The organism is Desulfuromusa ferrireducens (genome assembly GCF_055389805.1).
Genome location: NZ_AP042415.1, coordinates 327,192 through 351,979, shown reverse-complemented (window position 1 = coordinate 351,979; position 24,788 = coordinate 327,192). Strand labels below are relative to the sequence as shown.

Sequence of the window (24,788 nt, the reverse complement as noted above, 5' to 3'; positions counted from 1 at the left end):
CGAAAGCGGCTGTCCCAAGTAGGGGCAGCCGCTTTTTATTTATGAATACATTTTATTTTCAAGCTGTATCGGGGCGTTCTTTCTGCAGGAAGAGCGCGAGCTTCTCTTCAACCAGGGTGAGATGTTCCATCATCCGGTCGCGAGCGCGTTCGGGGTCTCTGGCCTCGATCGCTTCCAGGATTTCACGGTGGTGATTCAGCAAGAGTTCGATGTAGCCCTCTTTGCTGTAGAATTCACTCAGCGCGACCATGATCGTGGTTTGAAACAGGGACTGGATGGTGTCGAGCACGTGGACCTGCAGGGTGTTGTGCGTTGCTGCCGTAATGGTCAGATGGAATTGGGCATCGATATCAGCATCCCAGCCACCACTGGATGATTGCTCAACCATGACAGCATAGAGTTCACGCAGATGCGCAATCTCAGAATCCTCGGCTCGTTTTGCTGCCAGGTATGCTGACCAGGTTTCCAGGCCGATACGGACTTCGGTTAGTGCGTGTAGCATGCGTGGATCACGGCGTTCAACCATGCTGGCCAATGGGTCGGCCATAGAGACATCCGCCAACGAACGAACATAGGTGCCGCCCCCTTGACGTGACTCAAGAAAACCCATTGCTTCCAGAACCATGATCGCCTCACGGACCGAAGGCCGACTGACCCCCAGAAACGAGGCAAGTTCTCTTTCTGAAGGAATCTTTTGTCCGGGGCGCAAATCTCCACGGGAAATGAGTTCCTTGATTTGATTGACGATCTCCTCGGAGAGTTTCTTCGGGCGGATCGGTTTGAACACTGTGGCCATATTATCCTCCTGGTTCTTGGTAAGACCTTTTACCATAGCTTATGGGGAATAACAAGCGAAGAGCGCTGCTGATAGGGGGATGGTCCTATCTGTTTGAGCCGGGGAAGTTCACCTGGATGTGTTTCTGGGAAAGTTAATTTATCGGTCATACCAGTTGGCGAAATCGCTATTTTGTTGCTTTGTTGCTTTGCCGGAAACGTTTGAACCAGGCTTGGAACTCGACTTCCTCATGTTCCATTTCGAAGGCGTTGACCAGCCCGCGTGCGAGGGAGACTGCAACGGCTCGGTTGCGCAGATTGAAGGAGTCACCAACTTTGTCACTGTGAAATTGATCCTGATCCAGACCTAATTTGATGTAGAGAGAGTTGAGCCGGCTTTGCACTCCGCGCCTGGAGAGGTAGCGGCGTTGCGCAATCAGGTTGTCGGTCAGGCCGAGGGAAATGTCGAGCAATGCCTCGTATTCGATATCGGAAAGGGCGGTGAGGCTGTGGCCAGCACGCCCTTGTACTTTGCGCACCTCAGGGGCGATCCAGCATTGCTCTTCCAGCAGGACCGTGCGGATGGCTGAGGAGATCCGTTCGCGTGGGCTCGACTTCAGGATATAGCCATAAACCGTCTCTGGGGGGACAATCTTTACCAATGCGCGGACATACATTTCGTCTTTGAACTGACTCCAAAAAACGATCCGTGCCTGCGGTTGTTCTTCCCAGAGGTTTCGGGCGAAGTCGATGCCGTTCATTTCCGGCATCTGAATGTCACTGATCACCAGTGGATTGCTGCGATTTCGCCCCATCTCCAGCGCCACCTTGCCGTTGGGGGCCCGGGTAATCTGCACCTTTTCATCCCAACTGGAAAGCAGCTGCTCGAGGAATTCGAAGTCTTTTGGGTTGTCCTCAGCGATCAGAATTTCGATCTTTTCCATGACTTGCTCCAGAAATAGTGATGATTCAGGCGGTTGGCAGGGCTAATTCAAAGCGGGTGCCAGTAGAAAAACGTGACGTTTTCCAGTCGACCTCGGCACCGATTGCTCGGGCGCGTTCGCGGATGTTGTTCAGCCCCCGGCCATTGCCATTGTAAATCTCTTGCGCAAAGCCTTTGCCATTGTCTTCAATCGACAAAACCAGAACCTTTTCACGCAGTTCCAGGTTGACTTCGTAACGGCTGGCTTCGGCATGCTTAAGCACGTTCTGTATCGCTTCAATGGCAATCCGATACAGAGCCAGTTGCTGCGCCCGGTTCAGGTTTTGTTCGCCAACCCGCGGATCTATATAGAGATGATACTCGGGAAGATTGTCTGTGCAACAGTGGCGATCAAGATGGGCTTCAATCGCTGCCCCCAGTCCAAGTATGTCGAGGGTTTGTGGGTGCAGGTTATTCATGATATCGCGGAGATTGGAAATCGCTCGGTTCAAGTCCTGGCCGAGGGTGATGGCACTGTGGTTGGTTTCCTGGTCTGGAGCTTTTATTTCCAGAGCCTGGAGTCCGCGCAGGACCGCGGAGAGGTCAGCCAGGGTCTGGTCGTGTAGATCCATGGCGATCCTGCGGCGTTCCTCTTCGGCTCCTTCCAGGAGTTTTTCGGTGCCGACGACGTTGATCAGGCGGTTGGTCATTCGGTTGATGGAGACCGTTAGGGCATCGAGCTCGTCATCGATGTGGGCCGGTGTTGGTGGCAATTCGAGATCGCCATCGGCGATGCGACCGGCGTTGTCCGACAACGTCTGGATGCGACTGAGAATCCGTCGGCTGAAATAGACTGCGATTAATAGGCACAGCAGGATGGCTAATGCCAGGACCGAAATCGACACCAGTACGGTGTGTTCAACCAGTTGGTTGATATCTTGTTTGTGCATGTGACGTAGCTTGTTGCGATGCACTTGAGTGGTATTCGACAGGTTTGACAGCTGTGCCCGGAAGCTGGCAAAGAGCTCTGCGGTCTGTTCCGGTTCCAGGGTGGTCGAAGGATTGAACTTTGCAGCCAGAACGCTGAGTTGTTCAATGTCTCGGGTTTCTTTGAGTGGCCCGAAAGGGACAATCCGTTCGATTGCTCCAATCAGCCGATCATACAGGTCGGTGGTCAGGGCCATGTCTTCAGGTGTTGCCATGCCGGTATGTTGCAGGGTGCGGACAATGACATGCAGCCGGCGGGCGGCCAGGTCAGCTTCTGCCAGGGCGACGAAGGTGGTGCCGATCGCTTTGGCCTCTTCACGCTTGGTCGACAGGTCCCAGTAGGTATAGTGCATGAACCCGAGCAGCAGGAGCAAAAGGAGCAGAACGGTTGCCGGTGCCAGGAGAACCTGTTGTTTGACGGTAATTCGCATCCGCGCAGCCTATCACGGTCGTTGGGTGAATGCACTGTGCAGATACACACTTGTTGGCGCATTTTCGATCAATGATTATCGCTTCTTACGCCGCAAATGACGAATCGCATTGTCCGCCAGATCGACCATGCCCCCAATGGTTTTTCGATAAAAACGGCGAATTGGCACATCATTGACCCGCAATTCGCCGGCGACCTGCTGCAGTTGGATTTTATCTCCAGTGAACAACCCTTCGAGAGGGGTCGCCGCTTGCGGATCGACGCCGATCAAAAAGCGATATCTTTCTCCTGCATGTTTGCTCGAGATGAGCAGCAGGGTGCGCTGTGGATTGCCGGTTCTGAAGTCAAAACGTGAGGTTTTTGCCAGAAGTTTTGCTGAACATTTGTGGTCGTTGCCGAGGATTGTCTCAAGGCTGAACCCTGTGGGCTTTAGTTGTCCCAGGGGTTGTCTTCGATCCGGGTGGTATGGTTCGGCATTGCGCTGCCGGTAATGGTCGTCGGTCTCCAGCAGGACCACGACATTGTTGTTGATCGGTCCGCCGATCGAGTGAGACAGGCCGGCATTGTATTTTCCGCTACAGAGCAGTTGGTGGTTTTCAACAATCTGTACCATGCCGGTTGCACCAAGTGGATGACCGCGACCTTTTAGTCCTCCGGTCAGGTTGGTCGGGAAACTGCCGTTCGGGCCGGTCAGGTCTGGATCGAGCAGTCCATCAAAGAGGCGTTCTCGTGGCGTTACCCCCAGGTCGACCAGATTAATTGCACCAAAGCCGTTAAAGGGGTCGTGCATGTTGATATGCAGTTGCCCCTCGAGTTGCTGCAGGTCGATGAGCCCGGCCATTCCGAGGGCTTGTCGCAGGGCAATCAATGTAGCCGGAAAACTGGTAAAGGTCAGACGGTCGGCAATGGTGGGGATGTCGGTACCCGACCCCACTCCGGCAATGCGCACCCGATTGCCGGTCGCGGTTAGCAGGCAGGCGGCGATGCCGTCCGACATCGGGCAGAAATCGTAGAAGCGCAACGGGTCGTAATAGAGGTAGTTGATGCCCTTGTCAATATCCTCAAAGTACTGTTTTACCGGTATCTCATAATTGAGATGGGCGTTGGGGTTCTGTGCCGCATAAGAGTGAGCACTTTCTGTCCAGCGGGCTGAATATTCCGTCCACTGTTTGGCGCTCAGCCCAAATTCGGCCATCAGCGATTGGGCCACTAATGCGCCGCAGGCCGGCATCGTCAGGCCGTATTCTGCTTCGTCCCGGTCGATCACACCGGCGACGATTTTTGTTGCGCTGCTGGTTGAAACATCACTCATCTTTTGGATGCCGATCGCCAGAACATGATCGTGTTGGCCTGAGGCAACTTCAAGGTAGGCCGCCTCGAAGGCGCTGGCCCCGGACGAGGAGGCGGTATCGACCAGCAGGGACTTTGCTCCGCTGATTCCCAGGCGTCCGCTGACTTTGGCGGCAACATTGTCGATGCCGGAAAAGGCAAAGGGGTTTTGGCAGCCAACAACAACGCAGCCGATCCGTTCTTTTTTAAATGGAGCGTTTTCCAGTAAAGGATTTAACGCATCAACCAGTTCTAGAAAACTAAGTTTGGGGCGGTGGCGACCGTTATATTTGCCGACTGGAAGCATAAAGGAATCGGCGAGGAAGACTGGACGGGGATGAAATGAGCGGCTCATAGTGACTCCAATTGTTCAGGATATCAATATCATAGCACTCGAAATGAGAAATGAAAGTTGCTGCTTTTGCTCGAGAGTGGGCGGGTGCGGACGAAAAAAAGCAGAAAATAAAATGCCCCGAAGACCTGGAGGGGGGGTAGGTCTTCGGGGCCAGAAGCCTAATAAAAGGCTTCCTTAAACAGATGTATATAACAGCCAGACGGAAAAGTGAACTAAAAAGTTAGGCTCATGTTTGATCCTACTGTTGTTTAGTCGCCGGGTCGGTTTTGCGTGTCAGGGGGAGCACGATGGCGAAGCTGCTGCCCTGTCCCGGGACAGAGCAGACCATGATCGATCCTCCGTGGGCTTCAACCAACCATTTGGCGATCGCCAGTCCCAGACCGGAGCCACCATCGTTACAGTTGCTGGTTTTATCGATCCGGTAAAAACGATCGAAAATATGTTGTTGGTGTTCGCTGTCGATGCCGATGCCGGTATCTTTGAAAATTATCCGTACCGCTTCGCCTTTTAGTGACCAGTCGATGGTCACCGTGCCGCCTTCCGGGGTGTACTTGATGCCGTTGGTCAGCAGGTTGAGAAATACCTGTCGGATGCGGTGGGCATCGGCTAGCAGACTGACCTGCTGTTCTGGACCTTGAAGTTCGACCTTGATCTGTTTCGGTTCGGCGATGATGCTGCCATGAAAATGGAGTTCTTCCAACAGGTCGTTCAGGTTTATGGCTTCCATCTTCAGGGGGATTTCGCCCAACTCACTTTTCGACAGCAGTAACAGATCCTCAACCAAGTGCCCCATCCTGCTGATTTCTTCCAGGTTGGAGTTGAGGATGCGCCGCAATTCCTCGGCATCTTTCTCGCCCCGTAGGGCCAGTTCCGTTTCTCCCCGCAGAATAGTCAGGGGGGTGCGTAATTCGTGGGTGACATCGGTCGAGAATTGCCGGGCTCGTTGTAAGCTCTGGGCAAGGCGTTCGGTGAGCCCATTGTAGCTATCGGCCAGTTGTTGCAGTTCGCTGCCGGGAAATGGGCCGAACATGAATTTCTGCTGCATATTCTCTTCGCCGGTGCGATCCATCTGACGTGACAGTTTTGCCAGTGGATTGATCATCAGTCCCAGCAACAACCATTGGCAGATGGTTAGGCAGATAGAGGTTATGAGGACTGCGGTTATGAGTTTGAGGCGATAATGGCTGAGGTTGAGAGCTGTTTCCTCAAGGGGGTGTCCAAGTTGTAAATGGTAGCGGATCTGACCGTTCTCGATAATGGGAGTGGTCAGCCGGCGAATCTTTTGCTCTGAATTGTCCCCGATATTTTCGAAGTAGGACTTTCCCGCTGAAGAATTTGCTTCTGCTGCTGGCGAAAAGCTGAGTAATGAGTTAAAGGGATGCTTATTGCTGCAGAGGACTTTTCCTTGTAGGGAATAGAGCTCAACCGCTTGTTCACCACTTTGCCATACGCTGAGCCGATTGAAATCCTGACAGAAGCTACTGTCGGTAGAGCTCGACACATCAACTTCGCGATAGCTGCAGGCAAAGTTTCGCGCGATGGACAGCAGCTGTTTGTCCAGGTTTTCCAGAAGTTCTTGCTGCTGTGCGTGATAGCAAAAAAAACCGCCTGCACCCAGGAGCATAATTAGCAGGATAAAGCTCCAGATGGTGAGGCGGTTTCTCAGTTTACTGCCGACTGGCAATTAATCGGACTCCTTGAGAACGTAGCCGACTCCGCGAACAGTGTGGATCAGTTTTTTATCGAAATCACGATCAATTTTCTTGCGTAGATAGTTGACATAAACATCGATGATGTTGGTGAACGAATCGAAGGTGTAATCCCAGACGTGTTCGGCGATCATGGTCCGGGTCAGAACCTGATTCGGATTGCGCATAAAATACTCAAGCAGCGCGTACTCTTTCGCGGTCAGGTCGATATCTTTGCTGCTGCGCCAAACTTTGTGACCGACCGGGTCGAGGCGAAGATCAGCGAAAAACAATTCGGCGCCACGATCTTGGGAGCCGCGACGAATCAGTGCTCTGACGCGAGCAACCAGTTCGGCAAAGGCGAATGGCTTGGTCAGGTAATCATCACTGCCGATGTCGAGGCCGGAAACGATATCATCAACGGTGTCTTTAGCGGTAAGGCAGAGGATCGGGGTCGGGATGTTCATTTCCCGGATCTCCCTGATGGCGCTCAGCCCATCTTTTTTGGGCAACATGACGTCCATCAGGATCAGGTCGTACTCGGTGTTTTCCGCCATGTAGACGCCTTCTTCACCGTCATAGGCAACATCCACGGCAAACTCTTCCTCTTCCAGACCCCGCTTGATAAAGCTGGCAACCTTCTTTTCGTCTTCCACTACCAGGATGCGCATTTGTGTCTCCTTCGTTGCAAGGTATCGAGGAGTTTAAGCCCCGCCTCTTCTTGAATTGATATGATCTCGGGCCGAATGTGATAACTTGGTTCGGCTGATAATTTTAGTAACGTTTACCATTTAAAAAGTTTTGCGATATGAGACGGGCATAATTATAGTGCCTGCTCATGAAGATTAATGGCAACTTTATCAGAGAGCGGACAGCAGTGCAAGCGAGATAATAAGATTTTCTAATTATTTTATCCGCAGGCGAAAATTTTTAAATAAGACCTTGATTTCAGTGATAAACAGCGCATTCATTGGCCTGAGCTTAGAATTCAGCCAGACTTTTCATGTTGTGTCAACTTTTTTCTTAAGATTCGTTGTTGATTTTCTTTCGATCTCTCTGTTAATTAGGGGTTATGAAAAATGAGTGGATTGTCATTGAAGTTGCTGTTCCCGGTCGGTATGTCGATTTAGCTGGTGCTGTTTTAGCTGATCTCGGTGCCGGGGGAACGGTGGTAGAGGACCGGCACCTGGATACTTTTAGTGTGCCGGATGAAGAACTTGAACCCGAGCGGATCTATCATTTGAAGGCCTACTTCGAAGATGCGACGGATCCTTCACAGCTTCGCACGTGGATTGATGAAGGATTGCACCGCCTGCCAGGTTTGGCAGGGCAAACTCTCTCTGTCAGTGCTCCTGCGGTTGTGAGAATGGAAGATTGGGCGGAAAATTGGAAACAGAACTTTTCCGTCATGCATATCGGGTCGCGGCTGGTTATTCACCCCAGCTGGGATCCTTACCAGCCGAACAACAATGAAGTGGCCATCGAGATTGACCCTGGCATGGCTTTTGGGACCGGTACCCACGGAACGACGTTGCTCTGCCTGGAGATGATCGCCGAGTTGCTGGATGGTAGCGAGCCGCCAGCTAACATGTTGGATGTCGGTACCGGATCGGGGATTCTGGCGCTTGGTGCTGCGGCTCTGGGGTGTGATAATATTCTGGCCAATGATATCGATCCGCTAGCCTGCGAGGTGGCTCGGGAGAATGTGGCGAAAAACAACTTGAATGAGCAGATCGAGATCAGCCTCCAGCCATTGGAAGAGTTGACGGGGAGCTTCGATTTAGTCGTGGCCAATATCCTTGCGGAAGAGAATGTTCGCTTAAAGGACGAACTGCTGCGCCATTTGCGCCCAGGGGGATGGTTGGTTCTTTCCGGCATCCTGGAGGAAAAAGAGACCTTAGTGCGGGATGGTTTTGCCCGTTTGCCGCTTGAAGCGTTCCCGACCCGCGTGCAGGATGACTGGGTCTGTCTCCTTTATCGTCGGCAAAAATAAATGCATCGATTTTTTTTACCGACAGCTCAATTAGCCCCGGATCAAACAGTTGCCCTGCCAACGGATGTGATGCGTCATTTGCGGACTGTCCTCAGGTTGCAACCAGGTGCCGAGTGTGAATTGCTCGACGGTGCAGGATTGGTTGCCCGGGCTCTTCTTTTGGAGGAATCAAAAGCGCGCATTTTGTCGGTTGCTCAGGTGCCCGCACCTGAATGTACGTTGTCGCTGATCCAGGGGTTGCCGAAGGGCGAAAAGTTGGAGTTGGTGTTGCAAAAAGGGACTGAATTGGGGATTAATCAGTTTCTGCCCACGCAGATGGAGCGCAGTGTCAGCCGCTTGAAGGGCGATCGCGAACAGAAACGGCTTGGTCGCTGGGAAAAAATCATTCAGGAAGCAGCCAGACAATCGGGACAGCCCTATCTGCCGCAACTGCAGCTCAGCCATAGTCTGGAATCATCCCTGTCTGCCGTTGATGCGGATTTAAAACTGCTGCTTTGGGAAGAAAGCGGTCGGCCGCTCAACCAGGTTTTGCCGTCTGAACGACCACGGCGGGTCGCTGTCATTATTGGCCCCGAAGGGGGCATCACGCCACAAGAAGCTGAAAAAGCGCAGCTTGCGGGCTATCTTCCGGTCAGTATCGGCCCGCGAATTTTGCGAACGGAGACTGCCGGACTTGCGATTATGGCAATTTTACAATATCTTTATGGTGATTTGACGAAAGTCCGGTGCGGCAGAGATGCTGCTTCCCAAGGAAAGGATGAGTCATGAAGTGCCCTAAGTGCGGCTACAACAGTTTTGACCATCTCGACAGCTGCAAAAAATGTGGCAAGGATTTAATCGAGCACAAGCAGCGTTTCGGGATCGTAAGTGTTCTTTTCCCCGGCCAGATGAAACCGGTCGATGAGGCTGCGGTGGCTGAGGAGGCTGAGGAGGAGAGCGCGACGGTGGAAGCCGTTGTCGCCGCTGCGACGGCAACAATGGTCGCTAGTAGTGAAGCCGCTGAAGCTCCAGCAGAGCCAATTTCTGAGTCTTCTAGTGAGGGCGATGACTTTGGTTTCGATTTCATGGGGGAGAGTGAAGAGGAAGAAGATCTTTCTTTCGACGAGTTGTTTGAGGAAGCCTCGGCTGATGAGGATGTCGATGAGAGTTTGACCGCCCCTGAAGAAGAGCCTGCCGCCGCAGAAGATGGTGGCGCGGGAGAATTTTCTTTTGACCTCGATGATGACGAGCCCGCCGATGAAGCTGCTGCTGCCATCTCTGATCTGGATGACGATTTCGGTTTTGACCCAACCGGTGAGGAGAAGGAGGCAACGGAGGTCGCTGGTGGTCCGGCGGATGATTTGGATGCAGATGCGTTTGAATTGCCACCGGCAAAGGACGAAGGATTTTCCTTCGACAGCGACACGGTAGAATTCGAAGACGATGAGGATACTGGGACCGGGGGGGACCCTAAAGCCCCTTTTGACTTACCGGAGTCTTCTCACCTTGAGGGGGCTCCGGAGCAGAAACTGGATCTTTTTGTTGTTGAAACTGTCGCCGATTCCGCTGATGTTGAAGAGGTTGATCTGCAACTGGACGAACCGCTCGCTGAACCTCCGTTGGATGAAGAGGTTGCTCTTCCCGGTGTCGTTGTTGACGCTTCGAATGAACCGGCTGGAGAGTTTGTTGCGCCCCACGGTGAGTTGCTATCAGAGGTGCCCGCAGCGGAGCCGTTTTTAGCAGAACCTTGCGCAGCTGAGGCGGAAGAATTGCCGTCGCCAGCTGCTGCTTGGCAAGAAGTTCTGGAGGATAAGTCTACAGTTGAGGCGGAACTTCCGCTGGCTGCCGTGATAGAAAAAGCGCCGCTTGAAACGACAGCGTTGCCCGCTGCGTTGACCGAAGAGATAGGGCGGGCAGCAGCCGTCGCGATAATTGCTGATAATCAACTCGTAGCAGATGTTCCTGCGGATATTCCCATAACAGAACCCCCGGTCGAAGAGCTCGCTGCTGCCGATTTGCTCGATGAGCCACTGTCTGAGGTTCTCGCATTTGAAGGATTGCCGGACGAAGCACCGTCCGTAGCGGAAGCCGATAGCCTGCCAGCCACCGGCAGCCGTGTCGCTGCTTTTTGTTGTGATCTGCTTCTGCTGGTCGTGGTTGGTGTCAGTTTTGTGGTTGCTGCCGAAGCGGCAATTGCTCCCAGTGGCGATAACTGGCTGCCTTCCATGGAAACCATGATCGACCTGTCAGTGCCGTATTTTCTGGTGTTATTCTCCTTGGCTTTCGGCTATTTCACCCTCTTCCATTTTCTCGCCGGACAAACTCCAGGCAAAATGTTAACTGGCTTGCGGGTAGAAACGATTGATGGTGAGCCGCTGCTGTTCTCACAGGCTTTTTTGCGCAGCGTCGGTGGTTTGTTGCAGATGTTGCCGGGAGGGCTTGGCTACTTGGTCGTTCTGTCGAGTCCAGATCGTCGTGGTTGGAATGATCGCTTGGCCGGGACCCGGCTGGTATCCCTCAAGGGGTCGCCCGTAGAGGCGTGAATTGAAGTGTCAGTAAAGACGACGAGGCCCTCGAAATGACGATTTCGGGGGCCTCGTTTTGTTTCAGCCGATGCGCAGTTTGATAAAGCTGGGAAGATCGGGACATTTGAGGAAGTCATTATTGTCCAATTCCCAGCCGATGGTTGATGTCGGTGTCGGGCCGTAATTATGACCGGGGTAAACCTGGGTTGCGGGCGGCAGGGTTTTCAGCCGTTGCAGGCTGGTATAAAGATCTTCTGCCTGACTGCCCGGCAGGTCAGCACGGCCGCAGCGACTGACAAACAGAGTGTCGCCGGTGATGATACGGTTGCCAATCTTAAAGACGAGCGAACCGGGGGTGTGGCCAGGGGTATGCAGGACTTCAATCTCGCCATTGCCCAGAGGGATTGTTGTCCCCTCAGCCAACGGAATGTCCGCGTTGGGCATGTCGATGGGACTGGCCGCGAGTTTGATATTGCCCTGCGCCAGAACCTGCGGATTGCCGGCAATGTGGTCTTGGTGTCCGTGGGTGTTGAGCAGCAGCGACAGGGTGACGCCCTGAGCCGCAGCTGCTTCAATCAGCAGTTCAGGGCGCATCGATGGGTCGACCGCTGCGCCTTGGCGTGTTTCCGGGCAAAAAATCAGGTAAGAATAGTTGTCCATCTCGCTGGCTTCCAGTTGGACAATCTCTAATCTCACCATGGTTCAACCGGGTCTTCTTTGGCGATCAGGCGGATTTCGCCTTCAATCACCTTAAAGCGATCTCCAGAGGAGCGTACCTTCCACTCATCCCCTTCTTCTGGGGGCAAAGGGAACTCACGGTTGCCCAAGTAGACATCTTCATTATCAATCATTGCCCACCAGTCGAGGGCACCCGTTTGCCAAAGTTTTGTTTTTAGGTAAAAAGCCATGTCATCTCCGTAAATTCAGTTGTTAGCATCTCAGACGCTGTTTATAGTAACAGAGACGGCAGGTCAACAACAACCGCCCGAAGGGGACGCTATGAAATTCATCAAAATGCATGGTGCTGGCAATGATTATGTCTATATCAATGGCTTTGAAGAGCAGGTCGATGACCCGGCAACATTAGCGCAGCAGGTGAGTAAACGGAATTTTGCCATCGGCTCCGATGGGTTGATCCTGATTCTGCCCTCGCAGCAAGCCGATGTGCGTATGCGCATGTTTAACGCTGACGGCAGCGAAGCGGAGATGTGTGGCAATGGGGTTCGTTGCGTGGCCAAGTATGCACACGATCACGGTTTGGTCGATCGACTGCAGATCACGGTCGAAACGGGTAATGGGGTTCTACCGCTGCAGCTGTTTGCCGGTGACTCGGGTTTGATTGAGCGGGTGCAGGTCAATATGGGACCCCCCAAACTGACCCGTGCCGAACTGCCGATGACCGGCGCACCACAAGAGCCGATGACCGCCATCCCATTGTCGTTAGATGGTCAGGATATTGAGGTGACCTGCGTCTCTATGGGCAATCCGCACTGCGTTATCTTTGTTGAGGATGTTGCAACCTGTGGTCTTGAGCAGATCGGGCCGCAGATTGAATGTCACCCCAGTTTTCCGCAGCGGATCAATGTCGAGTTTGTTCAGGTGTTAAGCCCAACCGAGGTGATTCAGCGGACTTGGGAGCGTGGTGCCGGGGAAACCCTGGCTTGTGGCACCGGCGCTTCGGCGGTGACCGTCGCTGGCGTGTTGACCGGACGTACCGAGCGCAAGATTGTTAATCATCTGCGCGGCGGCGATTTGCAAATGGAATGGTTGGAAGAGGGGCCGGTGCTGATGACCGGACCGGCAGTGGAAGTTTTTTCGGGTGATTTCGACCCCAAGTAACAGACTGGAAATAAATGAAAGCCGTTCTTTTTGATCTGGATAACACCCTTTATCCGGCAGAGTGCGACCTGTTCTCTCTAATTGATGTGCGAATTAATCGCTACATGGAAGAGATCGTTGCCATTGATCCGACGCAAGTCGATGTTTTACGCCGTCGCTACTGGAAAGATTATGGAGCGACCCTGCAGGGCTTGATCCGTCATCACGCCATCAATCCGGAGGATTATCTTGATTACGTGCATGCGGTCGATGTCGGTAGCCGGGTTGCGGCGGATAGCGAGTTGCGCGAATCGATAGAGCAATTGCCGGTGCCCAGCTACGTTTTCACCAACGGTTCGCGCTGTCATGTCGACCGCGTGGTGACGGCTCTTGGTCTCGATGGCCTGTTCGTTGATGTCTTCGATATTCGTATCGCCGCTTACCAGCCAAAACCGAACCCCGATCCCTATAGGCAGGTGTTAGAGCGCTTGCAACTTCCCGGGGAGCAGTGCGTGATGGTTGAAGATCAGCCGCAAAACCTCAAAACCGCTAAGGATTTCGGCATGAAAACGGTGCTGGTCGCTAACACGGCAGATGTCGATGAGCAGCATTCCTATGTCGATGCCACACTGGCCCGACCGGCGGAGATTGGTTCCCTGCTGCGAAGTTGGGGGGGGCTGCCCTGATGGTCGCTACAGAGTCAATTGCAGCGATTCCATTGTTGATTGGAACCCATGTCTCGATCGCCGGTGGCATCGAAAAGGCGATTGCCCGTGGGGAAGCGATCGGTTGTCGCGCTATCCAGGTTTTTACCCGCAATGCCAGTCGTTGGCTGGCCAAACCGCTACAGCCTGAAGCCATTGCGGCATTTCGCGCCGCTCGGCAGGGTAGCGACATTGCCTATATTGCCGCTCACGACAGCTACCTGATCAATCTGGCCAGTCCTGATCAAACCCTGCGCGAAAAATCAATTGCCGCATTTATCGACGAAATGGAGCGTTGCGCTCTCCTCGGAATCGAAGCTCTGGTCATGCATCCCGGAGCGCACATGGGCGAAGGGGCCGCCTCTGGGGTGGCGACTCTGACCGACAGCTTTCAGCGGATTTTTTCTCAGGCACCGCGCGACGTTCGGGTGCTGGTGGAAAATACCGCTGGGCAGGGAACTTGTCTGGGGGCTCATTTTGAAGAATTGGCCGAGATTCTTGAACGGCTGCCGCAGGGGAATCTGGGGATCTGCTTTGACAGCTGTCATGCCTTTGCCGCCGGTTATGATCTGACCAGTGCCGACAGCTATGCCGCGGTGATGGCTGAGTTTGATCGTTTGATTGGGGCAGAAAGGTTGGCGCTCTTTCATCTGAATGACAGCAAAAAAGGACTGGGCTCGCGGGTGGACCGGCATGATCACGTCGGTCGTGGCTTGATTGGGCGTGACGGTTTTCAGGCGTTGATGCAGGATCACCGCTTTATTGGTTGCCCGAAGATTATGGAAACCCCACCGGGGGATGAGCATTGTGAGGACTTGGCCAATTTGGCTCTGTTGCGGACGTTAGCGGGCCGGAAAGCAGGAGGTGCCTGAGATGCGTGCCGTTGTGCAGCGGGTCAGCCGCGCCGGAGTGGCCGTCGATCAGCAGCGGATTGCCGAAATTAGTGGCGGCTTGCTGGTTCTGCTCGGCGTTGAGCAGGGGGACGATGAGCAGGCGGCTGACTACCTGGCGGAAAAGATTGCCGGGTTGCGGATTTTTGAGGACGACGCTGGTAAAATGAACCTGTCGGTGCTTGATTGCGCCGGCGACTTGCTGGTGGTCTCGCAGTTTACTCTACTGGCAGATTGTCGTAAAGGGCGACGACCCGGGTTCAGCCAGGCGGCGCCACCGGAGATCGCCGAGCCGCTGTGTGACTATTTTGTTGAGCGGTTGCGGCAACTGGGCGGTGCAGTGCAGACGGGAAAATTCCGGGCAGATATGGCGGTTGACTTGATCAATGATGGTCCGGTGACCATCATGCTCGATAGCCACCGCCACTTTTAGCAAAAGGAGCGCTGATGCGTATTTTGCTGTTTATCCTGCTGTTGACGAGCGTCGCTGTCTCCTCCGGCTGGGCAAAAATCTACTCCTGTCGTGATCGCAGTGGGCAACTGCATTACTCCGACAACCTGCAGGGCTTACCGGAAGTGTGTCTCGGTAAACAAACTGAGGTTAAGGCGGACGGTGCCGATCGCCTCAATATTGTGCCGCGGAGTCCTCAATCGTCGCAGTCGAGTGCCGAGTTTAATCGGAGTGTTCGGGCCGTCGAGCGTGAGCAGGCGAATGCCAAGCGACAATCTCTTCGTTTGCAGCAGCAGGTGGAAAAATTAATCAAAGAACTGCAAACGGCAACCTTGAAAAAACATAAAGCCAGGCGCAACGAGATCTATCGTTCGCGCCAAATTATCAATCAGGCGAATGCTGACATCGCCCGCGTGCGCGAACAAAAACAACAGCTTTTGCAAGAGCTTGAAGATGTCAGGTTGCCACGGAGAGAAAAAGAGCAGTTGCGAAGTTTGCTGGAGGGCATTGATGTGGAATAAAAAGGGCCCCCATTCGGGAGCCCTTTACTGATTCAGTGGCTTTAGAGTGCTTTTTGCAGCAACGCTTCAAGCTGGTTTTTCGGCACAGCACCGACCAGTTGGTCGACGATTTGACCGTCTTTAAACAGGATAATGGTCGGGATGCCGCGAACACCGTATTGGCCTGGGGTGGCCGGGTTCTCATCGACGTTGACCTTGCCGATCTTGACTTTGCCGTCATAATCCTCGGCAAGCTGGTCGACGACCGGAGCAATTGCTTTGCAGGGGGCACACCAGGTTGCCCAAAAGTCGACCAGAACGGGAACGGAAGATTTTAGGACTTCAGCATCAAAATTATCGTCAGTAAACTCTACAACTTTATCACCAGCCATCAGGTTCTCCTTTATCGGTGTTGGCTTCAGGGAAGCTAAATTCGTTAAGAATTAAGATTCAAATATATAGAACTTGTCGAAAAAATCAAGAAGCAATCAGTTTGGCAAGCCTGTTGCTTGACAGTCCGGGGGCAGCTCCATATCATGCCTGAACCGTTGAGGTGATATTTACTTGTGGCCTTCTTGTTCAAAGGTGAAAAATGAATCAAAAAATAGCTGCATCCTGTAGCCAACTGCAGGAATTATTGGAGAATTTCGGTCAGCGACAGGGGGACGAGCTGACCCGCTTGGCTCAGCAGGTGGCGGCTCTTTTTTCGAGTGGTGGCCAGTTACTGATTGCTGGAGGCGCGGCTTTTCAACCCGTTGTTCAGCTGTTGGCTGGCCATTTCACCTATCGTCTCGGTTTTGATCGGCCGGTATTGCCCGCAGTCGCTCTAGGCAGTGACCCGGTACTGGCGGCGGTTATGGCCAATAGTGGTCAGTCGGACCAGTTCTTAGTGCGTCATTATCGGGCGCTAAGTAGCGAGAACTCCTTTTTGTTGATCCTCAATGACGGGTCTGCCTCTGCCTCCTTACGGGCGTTGCGTGATGAGTTGTTGGACAATGAGCGCCCGGTGGCTTTGCTCACCTCCGAGAGCTTGACCGATCCCCTGTGCCGTGACGGAGTCGACATCTGTATCGATATTGGGACCTCTCTGCCCCCGCGCCAGTTGGAAGTTACTCTGTTTGCTGGGCAGTTGCTCTGTGAACTGGTTGAAGCAGAGCTGTTCGGAGTTTAAAGGCATGCCGACCGACACTGGTGACCTTTTTAATTATCCCTTAATGCTGAACCTGCGTGACCGACTGGTGGTGCTGGTGGGGGCCGGTACCGTTGGCCAGCGCAAGTTGGTCGGGCTGTTGCGGGTTGCTGCGCGGGTTCGGTTGGTTGATCCGCTGTTGGCTGATAATCCGCACCGTTCTGCGTTGGTGGAGTCGATCGGTCGGGCGTTTGAGCCTGATGATCTCAACGGGGCACTGTTGGTTTTTGCCTGTACCGACTCAGCATTGATTAATGTCCAGATTGTCACTGAAGCACGCCGCCGCCAGATACTCTGCTGTCGTGCTGATCAATCGGCGACGGGAGATTTTTCCCTGCCTGCCGTATTGCGCAGGGGGGCGCTGACCGTTGCTGTTTCGACCGGCGGGAGCTGTCCGGCTCTGGCCGCAGAGATTCGCGATCGTCTGGCCGTGCAGGTTTCTGACAGTTGGGGCTTTTCATTAGAGATTGTTTCGGCCGTGCGGCGAAAGTGGTTGACGGAACAGATTGACGACAAATATAATCAACAGGTTTTGCGCAGTTTTTGGGCAGAGCAATTGTTGCCGCTGATCGAGCAGGGCCGTTTGGCTGATATTGATCAGTTGTTGACAGAAACTTTTGGTGAAGAATTTTCTCTGGAGCGGTTGCCGCTGCAACTACCGGAAGGGATCTTATGAGTATAAATCCCCTGTTATTTAACGTGACCATGCTTATCTATCTGGTCGCGAGTATTCTTTATCTGCTTGGCATGATTGGCAAACGCCCTCAGGCCGGGCGGGCCGGACGCTGGGTTCTGGTTGCCGGGGTTGTTTTACATGCCGCCAGTTTTGGGGTGCGTCATGCGACCATTGAGGGGTTGCCGGTAACGACTTTGCACGAATCGCTGTCATTTTTCGCCTGGTGCTTGGTGCTGCTTTTTCTTTTGCTCGATCTGCGTTTTCGCTTGTCGGTGATGGGGGCTTTTGCCGCACCGCTGGCATTTCTGCTGATGCTCGCTAGCAGTATGAGTCCGGATATGGTGGTGCAACTCAATCCGATGCTCAGAAGTTGGCTATTTCCGGTGCATATCGCCTTTGCCTTTTTAGGCAATGCTGCCTTTGCCCTCTCTTTTGGCGCCGGTGTCATGTATCTGATTCAGGACCGGATGCTCAAAAGTAAGCGTTTTAATGGCATTTATCAGCTACTGCCATCACTCGACACCCTCGACAAGGTGAATTACACCTGCTTGAGTATCGGCTTTCCGCTGATGACCTTGGGGATCATCAGTGGTGCTTTCTGGGCGAACACGGTGTGGGGGACCTACTGGAGTTGGGATCCCAAGGAAACCTGGGCGCTGATTACCTGGATTTTGTATGCCGGTCTGCTGCACGGACGATTGACCGCTGGTTGGCGTGGTCGCAAAGCGGCGATCTGCTCGATTATCGGTTTTATCTTTCTCTTGTTCACGTTTCTCGGGGTTAATTTGCTGCTTGGGGGGCAGCATACCTTTGATGCGTTTACCAAACTTTAACCGGAGCTGACAGACAGACCATGAATATTGTTGTTGTGGGACTGAGTCACAAAACGGCTCCAGTCGAAATACGCGAAAAAGTAGCTTTTCCACCCACAGAGATGGAAGCCCCTCTGCAGCAGATGCTGGCTTTGCCGGCGATTGCCGAAGCTGTGATTGTCTCCACCTGTAACCGGGTCGAACTCTATGCCGCCAGCCGGACTCCCGAGGCCGCTGTCATTGAGTTGAAGAAGTTTCTTGCCGAGTTTCACCAGTTGCCGCTCGATAAGCTGAGCGAGCACCTCTATGTCTATGAAGGCGAAGATGCCATCCGGCACGTATTGCGGGTCGCGGCCAGCCTTGACTCGATGGTCGTCGGTGAGCCGCAGATTCTCGGCCAGATCAAAACCGCCTATGGTTATGCACGCGAGTTTAAATCCTCCGGCTTGATCCTCAATCGCTTTCTGCACAAGGCCTTCTCGGTCGCCAAACGGGTCCGCACGGAAACCGCGATCGCCAGCAATGCGGTCTCGGTCTCGTTTGCCGCGGTCGAACTGGCGCGTAAGATCTTTGATACCCTTGAGGGCAAGACCGTCATGCTGATCGGCGCCGGCGAGATGTGCGAACTGGCGGCAAAGCATTTTATCAATAACGGCGTCAGCAAGGTGTTGGTGACCAACCGGACCTTCGCCCGGGCGGAGAAATTGGCTGCTGAGTTTGATTGCGGCGTTGCCGTCTCCTTCGATAATTTCCGTGAGCAGCTGCACCGGGTTGACATTGTCCTTTCTTCCACCGGCGCCCCCGATTACGTGCTGGATGCAAAGAAGGTCAAAGAGGTCATCAAGGCGCGTCGTTATAAGCCGATGTTTTTGATCGATATCGCCGTACCGCGCGATATCGACCCGCTGGCCAACAAGCTGGATGGTATCTACCTGTATGATGTTGATGATCTGCAGGGCGTGGTGCAGGCCAACCTCAAAGGACGGAACAAAGAGGCGGCCAAGGCGGAAAAAATCATCGATGGAGAGATTCAGCAGTTCCAGAAGTGGATGTCGACCCTCGAGGTCAAGCCGACCATCGTTGCCCTGCGCCAGCGGCTCGATCAGGTGCGTAAGGCGGAACTGGAAAAGACCTTCTCCAATCTCAATGGATTGGGAGACAAGGAACGCAAGGCGGTCGAGGCGATGACCAATGCCATCGTCAACAAGATACTTCATCACCCGACCAATATCCTGAAAAAATCACAGAATGGCAGTGACGGCAATCTCTATATTGATGCCGTGCGAACGCTATTCGATCTGCCAGATAATACCGACCAGCAGCATCCTGACGCTGCTGAGGCGGACGACAAATAAAGGAGTTTTCTCATGGCCACACGCATTTTACGTATCGGTACCCGTGCTAGCGCACTCGCCCTTTGGCAGGCCAACTGGGTCAAGTCCGAGCTGGAAAAAAAATATCCCGACCTGCAAGTCACTCTGACAAAAATTAAGACCCAAGGGGATAAGATCCTCGATGTGCCGTTGGCGATGGTCGGTGGTAAGGGGCTGTTCGTTAAGGAAATTCAGGAGGCGATGCTGCGTAATGAAATCGATATCGCTGTCCATTCGATGAAAGATGTGCCGACCTTTTTTCCTGAAGGAACCGGGCTGCGCTGTATCACCGAGCGGGAAGATCCACGCGATATCGCGGTGCTTAAAAAAGGGTGCAAGAGCTTTATGGATATCCGCCAGGGCGGCCGCATCGGCACCAGCTCGTTGCGCCGCAAGGCCCAATTGCTGAACATGCGTCCCGATCTGGAGATGATCGATATCCGTGGCAACGTGCAGACCCGCATTAGCAAACTGACCGACGATAATCTGGATGCGGTGATCCTGGCCGCTGCCGGGATGCATCGACTCGGCTTCGGCGAGCAGATCGGTGAGTACTTCGAGCCGAAAACCTGTCTGCCGGCGATCGGTCAGGGAGCGTTGGGGCTGGAGAGTCGTCTCGATGACGATGTTACCAATGACCTGATCGACTTTTTCAACCATCCGCCGACCGCCTGTGCGGTCAATGCCGAGCGCGCCGTGCTCTCGACCCTCGAAGGAGGTTGTCAGGTGCCGATTGCCGCTTTCGGTACCGTCACTGGAGATCAGCTGGAATTGACCGGCCTGGTCTCTGATGTCCTGGGTACGCAGATGCTGAAACGGGCCGTCACTTGTCACGTCGATCAGGCGGTGGAAACTGGCGTCGCCTTGGCTAAGCAGTTGCTCGCAGAGGGCGCCGGACCGATTCTCAACGAGGTCTACGGCTGTAAAACCTTTGCGGATAAGGACTGAAACCTTTGACATCTGGAAAGGTTTATCTTGTCGGTGCAGGGCCGGGTGATCCCGGCCTTTTGACCTTGAAAGGGCGGGACTGTCTGGCGCAGGCCGATGTGGTCATCTACGACTATCTGGCCAACCCGCTGCTGCTTGGGCACGCGTCAGAGAGCGCCGAGCGGATCTACGTCGGTAAGGTGCGCGGCAATCATCATCTGCCGCAGGAACAGACCAATGCCCTGCTGGCGGAAAAGGCTGCGGCCGGTCTGCAGGTGGTGCGTTTGAAGGGCGGCGACCCCTATATTTTTGGGCGTGGTGGCGAAGAGGCGGCTTACTTAAAAGAGCGGGACATTCCCTTTGAGGTGGTACCGGGGGTGACCGCCGGTTTTGCCGCCGCCGCTTACGCCGGGATTCCGCTGACCCACCGTGACGTCACCACCAGCCTGGCGCTGTTGACCGGTCATGAGCGACCGGAGCGCAAGCTGTCCAGTCTTGATTGGGAAAAACTGGCGACCGGCCTCGGTACGTTGATATTTTACATGGGGATGGCCAACCTTAAGCAGATCAGTGAACAGTTGATTAAGCATGGCCGTGCCGCTGATACGCCGGTGGCGGTGGTGCAGTGGGCGACCCTGCCGCGCCAGCGCACCCTGGTGGGGACGCTGGAAACCATCGTCGACGATATCGCCCGGGAAGGGCTTGAGCCGCCGGCGGTGATTATTATCGGTGAGGTGGTTAAATATCGTGAGGAGCTGCGCTGGTACGATAACCTGCCGCTGTTCGGCAAGCGTTTTCTGATCACTCGGCCGCGCGTTCAGGCAGCCCCTTTTGTCAAGCTTCTGCAGCAGCAGGGCGCCGAGACGATCTGTATTCCGACTATCGAGATTGTTCCGCCGGAAGATCTGGCGCCGCTCGATCAGGCGTTGCAGGAGCTGTCCGGGTTCGACAGTTTGATTCTGACCTCGGTCAATGGCGTCGCTGCATTTTTTGAACGCTTGGCGGCGCAGCAGTTGGACTTGCGCAGTCTGGCCGGCGTGCAGTTGATTGCCGTTGGGCCGAAAACCGCCCAAGCGCTGGAACAACGTGGGCTGCGTCCCGATTTGATCCCAGCCCGTTATCAGGCCGAAGGGTTGGTCGAAGAGCTGCTGGAGCAAGGGGTCAAGGGCAGGCGGATTCTTTATCCGCGGGCCGAGATTGCCCGCACCTTGATTATCGATAAACTTGGCGAGGCCGGAGCCGAGGTGGTTGCGCCGGTGGCCTATCGGACCATCCGACCGACCGGCAAGGAAGAGATGATTCGCCATCTGCTGGACGCCGGTGAGCTGGACGCCGTCTGTTTCAGTTCCTCATCTACCTTTGATAATCTGGTGGCGATGTTTGGTGACGAGTTGTCAGAGCTGCAAGGCCGCGCAGAGTTTTTCTCCATCGGCCCATTGACCTCAAAGACCATCCGCAAGCATGGTTTTGAGGTGGCGTTGGAACCGGAAAAATGGACGCTCGACGATCTGGTTAGTGCCATGGTTGAGTATTATAACTAGCAATCGTAGGGGCGACCTATGCCTCGCCCCTACATCCGTAACTAAAGGAGACCGCACATGTATTTCCCCAGCTATCGACCTCGCCGCATGCGGCGCAACGCCAATATCCGTCGTATGGTGCGTGAAACCCATCTGCATGTCGAAGACCTGATCTACCCGATGTTCAGCGCCTTCGGTGAGAATATCAAAAAAGAGATCGTCTCGATGCCGGGGATCTATCAGCAGTCGATCGAGAATATCGTCGCCGAAGCCAAAGAGGTCTATGAACTGGGTATCCCCGCGGTGATCCTGTTCGGTATCCCGGAGGCAAAAGATGCCGTTGGCAGTGATGCCTACAGCGATACCGGCATCATTCAGAACACCATTCGCGCGATTAAAGAAGCAGTACCTGAGTTAACGGTGATCACCGATGTCTGCTTGTGTGAGTACACCGATCACGGCCACTGCGGGATCATTGAGAACGAGGATGTGGTCAACGATGCGACCTTGGAGCTGCTGGCCAAAGAGGCCCTTTCCCATGCCCAGGCTGGCGCCGATATCGTTGCGCCCTCTGACATGATGGACGGTCGGATTGCCGCTCTACGCGATATGCTCGATGCTAACGGTTTTGAGCATATTCCAGTGATGAGTTATGCCGTCAAATATGCCAGTGCTTATTATGGTCCGTTTCGCGATGCCGCTGATTCGACTCCGCAGTTTGGTGATCGCCGTTCCTATCAGATGGATCCGGCCAACCGCATGGAAGCACTGCGCGAAGCCAATCAGGACGTCGCCGAAGCGGCGGATTTTTTGATGGTCAAGCCGGCATTGGCGTATCTGGATATTCTCCGTGAACTGAAGGATAACTTTGATTTGCCGTTGGTCGCTTACAACGTTTCCGGCGAATACAGCATGGTTAAGGCCGCCGCCGAAAAGGGTTGGATCGATGGCGATCGGGTGATGATGGAAACTCTGCTCGGCATGAAACGCGCCGGTGCCGATTTGATTATCACCTATCACGCCAAGGAGGCGGCTCAGCAACTAAACGGCTGAGTTTTTAGCCATTGATGAGTACAGAAGAGGGGCTGCCGCAAGGCGGCCCCTCTTTTTGTGCCTGTAGGCAAAACGCTTTTTTCTTTTTGCGGGGGGGGGTGAATCTGCAGGGAGGCTATTTTTCGTTGGATTTGTTGTGACGAAAAGCAAACCGCGATGAATTTATGTATAGTTTACACGTGTCGATGCACATCCCCGTAAGCTCTGCCGGGTATCTTTCAGCTCCAGTGAAACACCTGAGTAGATAGCGAGGTGTTGATTGAAAAACAAGCGGGACTTGAAAATAAACGCACTGGTTTTTTCGACGCTGCTCTTTATTGTCATCTTTGCTGTCGGTTGGTACGCTGCGGGAAAATATCAGCAGTCTCTCGCAAAGGAACGTCATCTGCTTATCGTGGATGAGTTGCGTAACAAAGCCAATGCGATTGAGCAGGCGATCAATACCCGGTTGTCACTTCTTTATGGGGTACGGGCCTTTGTCAATGCCACCGGCCACCTGTACGAGAGCGCGCCCGATGAGTTTGCCCGTGAGTCCAGTCTCTACCTGCGAATCATGCATCAAAATATTCCTGATGTTCGTTCCGTTTCTATCTCACCCGATGCGATTCACAAATATATCTACCCTCTTACCGAACGAACCCGCAAAACCCTCGGACACAACCTGTTAACAGATAAGCGGGCGCATGTCCGTGACAAGGTTAAGCAAACGATTGCCAGCGGCTTAATCGGCTTGAGCGGGCCATACCGGCTTCGGCAAGATGGAACCTTGGCGCTTATTGCCCGGCTGCCGATTTATCGAGACCAAGTATTCTGGGGGCTGACGGCCATGGTGGTTGAGATTGCACCTATTTTAGCCGATTTGCATTTGCTTTCCTCGGGGCTCGGGAGCGCAGATTTTGCCCTTCGGGTGAAGGGGGGGAGGGTTTTTTATGGACCTCCCCGCATCTTCGAAAAAAGTTCATACGTGCAACCGATTACTCTTCCGGATGGGCAATGGGAGCTTGCGATCCTCGTCGATGAAGATGGTTACGCTAAAGGTTTGGCGTGGATTCTGCGTGTTTTGAACGCGGTGATGTCATTACTGTTGGGGGCGCTGTTTTATGTTCTTGGCAGTCGCCAGAACTTTTTGCAGCACAAAATCGATACGGCTCTGGCAGAGGCCGCAGAAGAAAGAGTTCTGGCGGAGCAAAGTGAAAAACGCTTCCAGCAGCTCATCAAGCAGGCCCCCATCCCGCTCTGTATCGTTGACCCGGATGGAGTCATTACCTATTTCAATGATCGCTTCAATGAACTCTTTGGCTACAGCCACGCCGATGTTCCGACGTTAACCGAGTGGTGGCAACTTGCCTATCCGGACCCGACCTATCGTTCCTGGGTCCTCGAAACGTGGAACGCTGCAATCGAAAAAGCTGCCAGGGAGGGGACTGACATCGAACCGGTCGAGTACCAGGTAACCTGTAAAAACGGAGAAGTTCTGACCGTCGAAATATCAGGGATTACTTTTGACGAGATGTTTTTGGCGACCTTTATTGATCTGACTGATCGGAAAAAAGCGGAAGCGGAATTAACCAGGCATCGCGATAATCTCGAAGAAATTGTTCAGGAACGAACCCGGGAAATTCAACGGGCTCTCAACCTCATGGCCGGTCGTGAGGTGCGTATGGCGGGTTTGAAGAAATCGATAAAAATATTGCGCGAACAATTGATCGCAGCGAAGCAGGTTCCATTGGTTGATGACTCTTATCGAGATGGACAAGAGTAGTCAGTGGATAAGGGGAGTATTGTTTAGGCGATAATCTGGTTACCTGTGCCTCAGGTTTGCACGGAGCAAGGTTTGCCGGAAATGGTAACCCTTGCTCCGTCAGTGACCGTCGCTGAAAGCATCTGTTCGCC

General features: G+C 53.7%; 25 protein-coding genes. 16 read left to right on the top strand and 9 right to left on the bottom strand.

Going from position 1 to position 24,788, the window contains the following annotated elements; genetic code table 11:
• Positions 1-58: 58 nt before the first annotated feature.
• The 6 genes from ACZ5PT_RS01560 to ACZ5PT_RS01535 all read right to left on the bottom strand — a co-directional run bounded on the left by ACZ5PT_RS01560 (position 59) and on the right by ACZ5PT_RS01535 (position 7,156).
• Entirely contained in the window at positions 59-796 is a 738-nt protein-coding gene (locus ACZ5PT_RS01560) for a FadR/GntR family transcriptional regulator (RefSeq protein ID WP_464265055.1), read from the bottom strand.
• A 166-nt stretch (positions 797-962) separates the two neighbouring features.
• A complete protein-coding gene (locus ACZ5PT_RS01555) occupies positions 963-1,718 on the bottom strand; it encodes a response regulator (RefSeq protein ID WP_464265054.1) in 756 nt (251 codons plus the stop codon).
• A gap of 25 nt (positions 1,719-1,743) precedes the next feature.
• The gene (locus ACZ5PT_RS01550) at positions 1,744-3,114 is read right to left on the bottom strand and encodes a sensor histidine kinase (protein WP_464265053.1); all 1,371 of its coding nucleotides are present in this window, start codon (positions 3,112-3,114) and stop codon (positions 1,744-1,746) included.
• Between the two features lie 75 nt (positions 3,115-3,189).
• Complete coding sequence (locus ACZ5PT_RS01545) at positions 3,190-4,797, bottom strand: thiolase family protein (RefSeq protein ID WP_464265052.1); 1,608 nt, start codon at positions 4,795-4,797, stop codon at positions 3,190-3,192.
• Positions 4,798-5,035: 238 nt separating this feature from the next.
• On the bottom strand, positions 5,036-6,481 hold the full coding sequence (locus ACZ5PT_RS01540; protein WP_464265051.1) for a sensor histidine kinase: 1,446 nt from the start codon (positions 6,479-6,481) through the stop codon (positions 5,036-5,038).
• Positions 6,482-7,156, bottom strand: coding sequence for a response regulator (locus ACZ5PT_RS01535; RefSeq protein ID WP_464265050.1), 675 nt, complete (start codon positions 7,154-7,156; stop codon positions 6,482-6,484). It lies immediately after the preceding gene.
• A 401-nt stretch (positions 7,157-7,557) separates the two neighbouring features.
• On the opposite strand from ACZ5PT_RS01535, the gene prmA reads away from it, so the two are divergent.
• The 3 genes from prmA to ACZ5PT_RS01520 are packed head-to-tail and all read left to right on the top strand — an operon-like array spanning position 7,558 to position 11,000.
• Positions 7,558-8,478 carry a 50S ribosomal protein L11 methyltransferase gene (gene prmA, locus ACZ5PT_RS01530; RefSeq protein WP_464265049.1) on the top strand — a complete coding sequence of 307 codons (921 nt, stop codon included), beginning with the start codon at positions 7,558-7,560 and terminating at the stop codon, positions 8,476-8,478.
• Positions 8,479-9,246: a 16S rRNA (uracil(1498)-N(3))-methyltransferase gene (locus tag ACZ5PT_RS01525; RefSeq protein WP_464265048.1), complete on the top strand. Its 768-nt coding sequence runs from the start codon at positions 8,479-8,481 to the stop codon at positions 9,244-9,246. It abuts the gene before it with no gap.
• The gene (locus tag ACZ5PT_RS01520; RefSeq protein WP_464265047.1) at positions 9,243-11,000 is read left to right on the top strand and encodes an RDD family protein; all 1,758 of its coding nucleotides are present in this window, start codon (positions 9,243-9,245) and stop codon (positions 10,998-11,000) included. The genes ACZ5PT_RS01525 and ACZ5PT_RS01520 overlap by 4 nt, the downstream gene beginning before the upstream one ends.
• 63 nt (positions 11,001-11,063) lie before the next feature.
• On the opposite strand, the gene ACZ5PT_RS01515 is transcribed toward ACZ5PT_RS01520, so the two are convergent.
• Positions 11,064-11,681: a hydroxyacylglutathione hydrolase family protein gene (locus ACZ5PT_RS01515; protein WP_464265046.1), complete on the bottom strand. Its 618-nt coding sequence runs from the start codon at positions 11,679-11,681 to the stop codon at positions 11,064-11,066.
• The gene (locus ACZ5PT_RS01510) at positions 11,675-11,890 is read right to left on the bottom strand and encodes a hypothetical protein (RefSeq protein ID WP_464265045.1); all 216 of its coding nucleotides are present in this window, start codon (positions 11,888-11,890) and stop codon (positions 11,675-11,677) included. The genes ACZ5PT_RS01515 and ACZ5PT_RS01510 overlap by 7 nt, the downstream gene beginning before the upstream one ends.
• A 91-nt stretch (positions 11,891-11,981) precedes the next feature.
• Here ACZ5PT_RS01510 and dapF point away from each other — a divergent pair, with 91 nt between their 5' ends.
• The 5 genes from dapF to ACZ5PT_RS01485 are packed head-to-tail and all read left to right on the top strand — an operon-like array spanning position 11,982 to position 15,366.
• Positions 11,982-12,821 carry a diaminopimelate epimerase gene (gene dapF / locus ACZ5PT_RS01505; protein ID WP_464265044.1) on the top strand — a complete coding sequence of 280 codons (840 nt, stop codon included), beginning with the start codon at positions 11,982-11,984 and terminating at the stop codon, positions 12,819-12,821.
• 14 nt (positions 12,822-12,835) lie between these two features.
• On the top strand, positions 12,836-13,486 hold the full coding sequence (locus ACZ5PT_RS01500) for a pyrimidine 5'-nucleotidase (protein ID WP_464265043.1): 651 nt from the start codon (positions 12,836-12,838) through the stop codon (positions 13,484-13,486).
• Positions 13,486-14,376, top strand: coding sequence for a deoxyribonuclease IV (locus ACZ5PT_RS01495; RefSeq protein WP_464265042.1), 891 nt, complete (start codon positions 13,486-13,488; stop codon positions 14,374-14,376). The genes ACZ5PT_RS01500 and ACZ5PT_RS01495 overlap by 1 nt, the downstream gene beginning before the upstream one ends.
• A 1-nt stretch (position 14,377) precedes the next feature.
• Positions 14,378-14,827 carry a D-aminoacyl-tRNA deacylase gene (dtd, locus tag ACZ5PT_RS01490; RefSeq protein ID WP_464265041.1) on the top strand — a complete coding sequence of 150 codons (450 nt, stop codon included), beginning with the start codon at positions 14,378-14,380 and terminating at the stop codon, positions 14,825-14,827.
• A 14-nt stretch (positions 14,828-14,841) separates the two neighbouring features.
• On the top strand, positions 14,842-15,366 hold the full coding sequence (locus ACZ5PT_RS01485; protein ID WP_464265040.1) for a DUF4124 domain-containing protein: 525 nt from the start codon (positions 14,842-14,844) through the stop codon (positions 15,364-15,366).
• A 41-nt stretch (positions 15,367-15,407) separates the two neighbouring features.
• Here ACZ5PT_RS01485 and trxA read toward each other — a convergent pair whose 3' ends face one another.
• Positions 15,408-15,737, bottom strand: coding sequence for a thioredoxin (gene trxA / locus ACZ5PT_RS01480; RefSeq protein ID WP_464265039.1), 330 nt, complete (start codon positions 15,735-15,737; stop codon positions 15,408-15,410).
• A 200-nt stretch (positions 15,738-15,937) separates the two neighbouring features.
• Between trxA and ACZ5PT_RS01475 the strand changes: the two genes are divergently transcribed.
• The 8 genes from ACZ5PT_RS01475 (at position 15,938) to ACZ5PT_RS01440 (ending at position 24,657) form a co-directional block, all read left to right on the top strand.
• Positions 15,938-16,516, top strand: a complete 579-nt coding sequence (locus ACZ5PT_RS01475; RefSeq protein ID WP_464265038.1) for a hypothetical protein — start codon at positions 15,938-15,940, stop codon at positions 16,514-16,516.
• 4 nt (positions 16,517-16,520) lie between these two features.
• Complete coding sequence (locus tag ACZ5PT_RS01470) at positions 16,521-17,210, top strand: precorrin-2 dehydrogenase/sirohydrochlorin ferrochelatase family protein (RefSeq protein WP_464265037.1); 690 nt, start codon at positions 16,521-16,523, stop codon at positions 17,208-17,210.
• Positions 17,207-18,043, top strand: a complete 837-nt coding sequence (gene ccsB / locus ACZ5PT_RS01465) for a c-type cytochrome biogenesis protein CcsB (protein ID WP_464265036.1) — start codon at positions 17,207-17,209, stop codon at positions 18,041-18,043. The genes ACZ5PT_RS01470 and ccsB overlap by 4 nt, the downstream gene beginning before the upstream one ends.
• Before the next feature lie 20 nt (positions 18,044-18,063).
• A complete protein-coding gene (gene hemA, locus ACZ5PT_RS01460) occupies positions 18,064-19,377 on the top strand; it encodes a glutamyl-tRNA reductase (protein ID WP_464265035.1) in 1,314 nt (437 codons plus the stop codon).
• A 12-nt stretch (positions 19,378-19,389) separates the two neighbouring features.
• Positions 19,390-20,343 carry a hydroxymethylbilane synthase gene (gene hemC / locus ACZ5PT_RS01455; protein ID WP_464265034.1) on the top strand — a complete coding sequence of 318 codons (954 nt, stop codon included), beginning with the start codon at positions 19,390-19,392 and terminating at the stop codon, positions 20,341-20,343.
• Positions 20,344-20,348: 5 nt separating this feature from the next.
• Positions 20,349-21,863 (top strand): uroporphyrinogen-III C-methyltransferase, encoded by a 1,515-nt coding sequence (gene cobA, locus ACZ5PT_RS01450; protein ID WP_464265033.1) that lies wholly within the window; start codon positions 20,349-20,351, stop codon positions 21,861-21,863.
• Positions 21,864-21,920: 57 nt separating this feature from the next.
• Entirely contained in the window at positions 21,921-22,895 is a 975-nt protein-coding gene (gene hemB, locus ACZ5PT_RS01445) for a porphobilinogen synthase (RefSeq protein ID WP_464265032.1), read from the top strand.
• Between the two features lie 259 nt (positions 22,896-23,154).
• Positions 23,155-24,657: a PAS domain S-box protein gene (locus ACZ5PT_RS01440; RefSeq protein ID WP_464265031.1), complete on the top strand. Its 1,503-nt coding sequence runs from the start codon at positions 23,155-23,157 to the stop codon at positions 24,655-24,657.
• Positions 24,658-24,788: the final 131 nt, after the last annotated feature.